Here is a 7,358-nt window from a genome sequence, read left to right as displayed (position 1 = left end):
CGCCTCCTACTCCAACTTCGCCTCCTACTCCAACTTCGCCTCCGACGCCGACTCCGAGGATTCCGATTCCGCCGACAGTTAGCGTGCCTGATGCTGATTCGCCCCTGCTGTCAATTAGTTCGATCCCCCCGGCGCCGACTCCCGGACTATGGCCAATGCCCGGCCAGAGGCCGTTCCCGACGCCGGTGCCGAACCCGATACCTTTTCCTACACCTTTTCCTACACCTTAGGGGCTTTAGGTGCGATCGCGCCGCTCAGTGATGAGTTATGAGTTAATGTAAAACTCACTAAACTCATCACTCATAACTATTTAACGTCCTGGGGAGTTTCGGCCGAGTCTTCTGGCGACTCGGCCGGAGAATCTTCTAGAGGAGATAATTGTTGGGTGTACCCCAAGAGCGATCGAAGTTTCATGCGGTGGATGTAAGGCCAACCGCCATTGGCTTCAATATTCCTGAGCAGTTTGTAAAGTGCTTGGCGGTTGTCGGGAAAAGACGCTTGAAACAAACCGTCCCGAATTTCCCGGTGCGAAGCTTCCAGCCTCCGCAGCAGGGCCAAAAGCAGCAGACTGTCTCCCTGACAACTTTCGCCTAAAGTCCGAATCGCCTCTGTCAGCGATTGCATTTGAGACTGCAACTTTTCTGACTCTAAATCTTTGCCGTTGTCCATACCGCTGCTTCCTTTGAAATCTACAAGGCCTTTGTCCCCAGCCTTTTGGTCAACCGACTAATCGAGCTAGTCGCGATCGCCATTCGGGGTCATAAGCAAAGTAACTTAAGTAGGTTGACTTAAGCAATATTAATTTGCAGTCCAAGTCAGGAAAAGAGCACAACCCGTCGTACCATGTGTATTGGGCTGCGATCGGAACATGATTGAGAAATCATAAGTTCATGCTTATTTTCACGGCGCACTAGCTTGATTTTCTGAGTCAATGCCGGTGTCGGTGAAGCGAGCGATCTGGATCTAAATGCTGCCCTAAGCGCTGGCCTAGCCTGCCGGCGGGCAATTATATTTTGCTCGAAGTAGGGCTTTTTCTTAATATAATCCGATGTTGGATATTGAGGTTTGCAATGAAATATCGTGCTTTAATTGTTGCACTTTTAGCATTTTGCATGAGTGCGCTGGTTGCTTGTTCTTCTGCTTCTGACACGACGGTGGCGACTACTGAGTTGCTCACCTACGATGAGATTAGAGGTACTGGCTTGGCTAATAACTGCCCTAGCTTGGCAGAAACTTCTCGGGGATCGATCCCCATCGAAGCGGGCGCCACCTATAAACTGACTGGTTTGTGTTTGCAGCCCACAACTTATTTTGTGAAGGAAGAACCAGCAAACAAACGCCAAGAGGCGGAATTTGTGCCTGGTAAATTGCTGACCCGGTTCACGTCGAGCATTGACCAAGTTCAAGGTACGCTCAAGGTTGGTACTGATGGAACTCTGACTTTCACAGAAGAAGACGGCTTGGATTTTCAAGCTATTACGATTCAATTACCGGGCGGAGAGCAAGTACCTTTCTTGTTTACCATTAAACAGCTAGTGGCAAGTTCCGAACCCGGAGTGGTTGCTATCAATACTTCCACCGATTTGAGAGGAGAGTTTAACGTTCCTTCTTACCGCAGCGCAGGCTTTTTAGACCCTAAAGCTCGCGGGGTATCGACTGGCTACGACAATGCTGTAGCACTTCCGGCTAGTGACAATTCCAAACGGGTGCGGGCTAATGTTAAGGTTGCTGACACTCGCACTAAGGCCGGCAAAATTTCTCTCCAAGTTGCTAAAGTCAACAGCGCCACTGGCGAAGTTGGCGGGATTTTTGAGAGCACGCAGCCTTCTGATACTGATTTGGGAGCTAGACCGGCTCTGGACGTGAAAATTCGGGGTTTGTTTTACGCTCGCATTGAGCCTTCTGTGTCATAAAATGGGCTTTCAGGAGCGATCGAACTTGAGTAGTTTTTTACCCTAAAGGTACTGCTCGCTCTTCATTAGCCAACAGTCTTGAGCAACCTAACTTAGGACTGTTGACTAATGACTAAATTTATGATTTAATTGTGGTAATTCGCAAGTTATGAAGTTGGGATTTTTTATTAATTAAAGTATTGTATTCACAGCGCTTTCAGCTTATAATGTATTTTTTAAAAAACCTGGTTAAATAGGAGATTTGGTCGAAGGCCTTCTACCTGGTAAAAGTCTGCCTTATGCCGAAAACCTTCGGATAATCCCGCTAAATCCGTTCACGTTCCGAAAACTCAACTGGTGTGTCCGCTATCACACATATTAAGTGCTACGATTACACTAAACAAAAGTGAATTTTTTTAGACTAGATTGGAAACTAGATCTAAAGCAACTTCAGTCCTCTGCTCTACCCACCCTTATGCCACCATGTCTACCACACTGCCGAACGAGCTAAAAAGCGAAAATTTGCAATTGTTGCGCGAGTACCAACTTTCTGGATCTAATGAAATCCGCAATCAGTTAGTTAAACTGAATATTGGACTGGTCAGAAAAGAAGTTTACCACTGGATCAACCAGTGCGGTGAAAGCTACGACGATTTGCTGCAAGTCGGATGTATTGGGTTGATCCGGGCGATCGAGCGGTTTGATATCGCGAAGGGGCACGCTTTTAGTTCCTTTGCAATTCCCTACATACGGGGCGAAATTCAACACTACTTGCGGGACAAAAGCCCTTCTGTGCGATTTCCCCGCCACTGGCAGTCCCTGGAACGCAAATCAGTAGCAGCGATCAAGGAGTTGCAGGTGCAGTTAAACCGCAAACCTACGGATGCTGAAGTAGCAGCAGTCCTTGAGGTGTCTGTACAAGAATGGCAAGAAATTAAGTTGGCCCATCTCAACAGATCGCCTCTGAGTTTGGACGCCCCGATGCAAGATGAAGATGAGGGGGCTACTTGTCTGGGAGAATTGGTGCCCGATAGCAAATATCGGAGTTTTCAGTTGGCGCAAGAGGATCAAATTCGCGTACAGCAAGCTTTGGCTATGTTGGAACAACGGACTCGCGAGATATTGGAGTTTGTTTTTCTCTACGATTTGACGCAGAAAGAAACGGCTGAACGCTTGGGTATCAGTGCGGTGACAGTTTCTCGGCGAGTTAAGAAGGGGCTGGATTTGCTCAAAGAGATTATGACTAAACAGCTTTAGTGATTAGTCATTGGTCATTAGTCATTAGTCAGCAGTCAGCAGTCAGCATTAAGCTGCTACCGATAACAAATAACAAATAACCACTGACTACTAACTAATTTTTAGATGCTGCGGACAAATTTATCGAGCCTTTCTACGGCTTTTTTAATTGTGCCTAAATCGGTGGCGTAAGACAATCGAATATGGTCGTCTGCACCAAACGCAATCCCCGGAATAACAGCTACTTGCTGCTGTTCTAAGAAAGCGTCGCAAAATTCCAAAGAATTCATTCCTGTCTTACTGATGTTGACAAACATATAGAAAGCACCGTCTGGTTTAATACAGCTAATTCCAGGGACAGCATCGAGTAATTCAAATATTACCTGACGCCTTTCGGCAAAAGCTACACGCATTGTTTCGACAGACTCTTGACTGCTTTCCAAAGCTGCGATCGCGCCGTACTGTGCAAAAGTACACACATTTGATGTACTGTGACCTTGAATGGTGCTGGTGGCTTTAATTAATTCGCTCGGCCCGGCCAAATAACCGACTCGCCAGCCTGTCATCGAGTAAGCTTTAGCAAAACCGCTGCTGATCAGGGTGCGATCGAAGATTTCTTGGCCTAGGGAACCGATGCTGACGTGTTTGGCGTCGTCATATATAATTTTTTCGTAAATCTCGTCAGCAACGACTAAAATATCTCGATCGACTATCACCTCAGCCAACGCTTTGATTTCCGCCGTACTATACACCATTCCCGTTGGGTTAGAAGGCGAATTCAGTACAAATAACTTGGTTTTGGGAGTAATCGCTCCACTCAGTTGTTCTGGTGTAATTTTATATCCTGTAGAAGCATCAGTCCGTACAATTACGGGCTTGCCGCTAGCGAGTTTCACCATTTCAGGGTAGCTTAGCCAGTAGGGAGCCGGAATAATCACTTCCTCTCCAGGCTCGATCAGAGCCATCATCAGATTGTAGAGGGAATGTTTGCCGCCGTTGGTGACAATGATATTTTCTGGTTGATAGTTGAGATTGTTGTCGGATTGGAGTTTGCGCGCGATCGCAGCTTTTAACTGCGGTTCCCCAGCCACAGGGCCGTACTTAGTCTTGCCCGCGTCTAAAGCTTGTTTTGCCGCTGCTTTAATGTGTTCGGGGGTATCAAAGTCGGGTTCTCCCGTACTCAAACTACAGACATCAATCCCTTCGGCCTTCATGGCTTTAGCCTTAGCGGCGATCGCCAAGGTTATGGAAGGAGAAACCTCACCCACTCGTGCTGCCAACTTAATCATTGGATTTTAGATATTAGATTTTTGACTTTCGATCATAGGGTGACAAATGTTGATATTCAACCCTGTTGTTAGGGAATTATGACATTTGTTTACATAGTACGTAAAGGATTAAGCAATTAAAGAATAAAAATTAAAGAAGCTCTTAGTTTTAATTTTTATTTTTTAATTTTTATTTTTTGACGTTATTATTGTACCATTTTTGATGCCTCGTTACCCTCAACGCCGATCTGCAAGCTTATGGATCTCAAATCTCTGATTCGCGACATTCCTGATTTCCCCAAGCCGGGAATTCTGTTTCGAGACATTACAACTTTGTTACGCGACCCGCAAGGGCTCAGCTACACCATTGATAGCTTAGCCGAAAAATGCTCTGCAATGTCTGTTGACTATGTGGTGGGCATGGAATCGCGGGGCTTCATCTTTGGCGCGCCTTTGGCTTATAAAATGGGAATAGGCTTTATTCCTGTCCGCAAACCAGGGAAACTGCCCGGTGCGGTTCATTTTGCTGAGTACGAATTGGAGTACGGTGTCGATCGACTGGAGATGCACCAAGATGCGATGACATCCGGCAGCCGGGTGCTGATTGTGGACGATTTAATCGCCACTGGCGGAACAGCGGCGGCGACGGCTAAATTGTTGGAACAAGCTGGCTGCGAGCTTGTAGGTTTTGCTTTTATCATTGAATTGCAGGCTTTGGGCGGCCGGCAGAAATTGCCCGATGTGCCGATCGTCACGCTAGTTGAATATTAGTCAGTTAATTGTTGGCTGTTAACTGTTGACAGTTGACGGCTGAATAAAAACTACGGACAAATAATATCCTTGACCTTTGCATCGGAATAATTCATCTCTCTCTTCTGGAGACTCTGTGATCTCTGCGTCAAGAGCGGTTAAATCATTCCGATGCAACCGGAATTAATATCATTCACAATTATTCAATTCTTCAATTGTTCAATTCTAAAATCTAAAATCTAAAATCTAAAATCGTATGACTTCTCTTAAGTTAAATCGAAATTGGCGAGCGTTGAATTCTCTGTTTGGCAGCGAGACATTTACTTATGTTGTCAAGCGACTGTTGCAGGCACTTTTAACCCTATTTTTGGCATCGATGCTTTGTTTTGCAATTATTGAGCTAGCACCGGGAAATTACTTGGATACTTTGAGCCAAAATCCTAAGATTTCGCCGGAGACACTCAAGCAACTCGAACAGCAGTTCGGCTTAGATAAACCAGCTATTGTGCAGTATTGGCTGTGGCTGCAACAAATTGTGACCCGGGGGAATTTTGGCACGAGTTTTGTGTATCAGCGATCCGTAGCTTCGCTGCTGTGGGAACGGGTACCGGCGACGTTATTAATGGCGATCGCATCTTTGATTGTAACTTGGGCGATCGCCATTCCCTTGGGAATAGTCGCCGCCGTCAATCAAAACCGCACAGTCGATCGAGTTCTGCAAGTAGTCAGCTACACCGGACAGGGATTTCCGAGCTTTATCACAGCGTTGCTGCTGCTATTTTTTGCTCAAAAGACTTCGCCTCTGTTTCCCATCGGAGGAATGACGAGCATCGACCAGGCAGACTTACCTTGGTGGGGCCAAATCCTCGATTACGGCTGGCACTTAATTTTGCCAACAGTCGCCCTCAGCCTTACTGGTTTTGCGGGTTTGCAAAGATTGATGCGCGGACAATTTTTGGACGTGCTGCGTCAAGATTATATCCGAACAGCACGGGCTAAAGGTTTGCCGGACGATCGAGTAATTTACATTCATGCTTTGCGGAATGCTGTTAATCCGTTGATTACGCTGTTGGGTTTTGAGTTTGCTAGTTTGTTGAGCGGTGCGTTTATTGCCGAATATTTCTTTAATTGGCCGGGGTTGGGAAAGCTGACTTTGGATGCGGTGAACAATCAAGATTTGTATTTAGTAATGGCAAGTTTGATGATGGGTGCGACGATGTTGATTGTTGGCAATTTGTTGGCGGATTTGCTGCTCAAAGCTGTCGATCCTCGGATTAAGCTGGAAGATTTGAAATAGTAGACTTAATTCAGTAATATGAGTGAGGTACGCCAGGGCGATTTGTAATAGTCAACAGTCAACAGTCAACAATCAACAGTATTCCTATTATCCATGCCCCATGCCCCATGCCCCATTACCCATCTCGGAGCGTTTTATGTCAGAAAAACAACCCAACGAGCCAATGAGTTTTAGCAGCTTTGCCGACTGGTGCAGGCATATTGACAGTCTTTCAGTATGGGCAAGGCATACAGTAGAAGTGTTGTTAGAAAAGGCTGGCACTGATGACGCACAAGCAGCGGAGCAGATACTTTCAAGCATGACAGAACTTGATCTCAGCCATACTGGAATTAAAGACATCAGCTCCCTCGGCTCCTTTACCAATCTGACAAAACTCGATCTCTCCTCTAATCAAATTACCGACATCAGCTTCCTCGGCTCGCTCATCAATCTGACCACACTGTATCTGAGCCACAATCCAATTACCGACATCAGCTTCCTCGGCTCGCTCACCAATCTGACAACACTGTATCTCTGGGGCAATAAAATTACCGACATCAGCTTCCTCGGCTCGCTCACCAATCTGACAACACTCAATCTCTCCTCTAATCAAATTACCGACATCAGCTTCCTCGGCTCGCTCACCAATCTGACCACACTGGATCTGGGCAACAATCCAATTACCGATATCAGCTTCCTCGGCTCGTTCACCAATCTGACAACACTCAATCTGAGGAACCATCTGAGGAAGCATAAAATTACCGACATCAGCTTCCTCGGCTCGCTCACCAATCTGACAACACTCAATCTCAACGACAATCAAATTACCGATATCAGCATCCTCGGCTCGCTCACCAATCTGACAACACTGGATCTGGGCAACAATCAAATTACCGATATCAGCATCCTCGGCTCGCTCACCAATCTGACAACACT

7 protein-coding genes and 1 pseudogene are annotated in these 7,358 nt (G+C 46.3%); 6 read left to right on the top strand and 2 right to left on the bottom strand.

Annotated elements, in window-relative coordinates; genetic code table 11:
* Positions 1–230, top strand: a pseudogene (locus tag QUA42_RS14415) (calcium-binding protein); the annotation flags it as partial.
* A gap of 76 nt (positions 231–306) precedes the next feature.
* Here QUA42_RS14415 and QUA42_RS14410 read toward each other — a convergent pair.
* On the bottom strand, positions 307–669 hold the full coding sequence (locus tag QUA42_RS14410; protein WP_333137868.1) for a hypothetical protein: 363 nt from the start codon (positions 667–669) through the stop codon (positions 307–309).
* A 401-nt stretch (positions 670–1,070) separates the two neighbouring features.
* Between QUA42_RS14410 and QUA42_RS14405 the strand changes: the two genes are divergently transcribed.
* Together QUA42_RS14405 and QUA42_RS14400 are read left to right on the top strand one after the other, a co-directional pair.
* Positions 1,071–1,913 carry a photosystem II manganese-stabilizing polypeptide gene (locus tag QUA42_RS14405; protein ID WP_333137867.1) on the top strand — a complete coding sequence of 281 codons (843 nt, stop codon included), beginning with the start codon at positions 1,071–1,073 and terminating at the stop codon, positions 1,911–1,913.
* Between the two features lie 462 nt (positions 1,914–2,375).
* The gene (locus QUA42_RS14400) at positions 2,376–3,149 is read left to right on the top strand and encodes an RNA polymerase sigma factor SigF (protein WP_333040477.1); all 774 of its coding nucleotides are present in this window, start codon (positions 2,376–2,378) and stop codon (positions 3,147–3,149) included.
* Between the two features lie 101 nt (positions 3,150–3,250).
* Here the strand turns inward: QUA42_RS14400 and QUA42_RS14395 are convergent, their stop codons facing one another.
* Positions 3,251–4,417, bottom strand: coding sequence for a pyridoxal phosphate-dependent aminotransferase (locus QUA42_RS14395; protein WP_333137866.1), 1,167 nt, complete (start codon positions 4,415–4,417; stop codon positions 3,251–3,253).
* Between the two features lie 237 nt (positions 4,418–4,654).
* On the opposite strand from QUA42_RS14395, the gene QUA42_RS14390 reads away from it, so the two are divergent.
* The 3 genes from QUA42_RS14390 to QUA42_RS14380 all read left to right on the top strand — a co-directional run.
* On the top strand, positions 4,655–5,167 hold the full coding sequence (locus QUA42_RS14390) for an adenine phosphoribosyltransferase (RefSeq protein WP_333137865.1): 513 nt from the start codon (positions 4,655–4,657) through the stop codon (positions 5,165–5,167).
* A gap of 235 nt (positions 5,168–5,402) precedes the next feature.
* A complete protein-coding gene (locus tag QUA42_RS14385) occupies positions 5,403–6,443 on the top strand; it encodes an ABC transporter permease (protein ID WP_333137864.1) in 1,041 nt (346 codons plus the stop codon).
* 136 nt (positions 6,444–6,579) lie between these two features.
* On the top strand, positions 6,580–7,358 hold a 779-nt coding region (locus QUA42_RS14380; protein WP_333137863.1), incomplete at its 3' end, for a leucine-rich repeat domain-containing protein.

The organism is Microcoleus sp. Pol11C2, assembly GCF_036701505.1.
Taxonomy (GTDB): domain Bacteria; phylum Cyanobacteriota; class Cyanobacteriia; order Cyanobacteriales; family Microcoleaceae; genus Microcoleus.
Note: the sequence above shows the minus strand (reverse complement) of the source record. Positions and strands in the feature narration are given on the sequence as shown.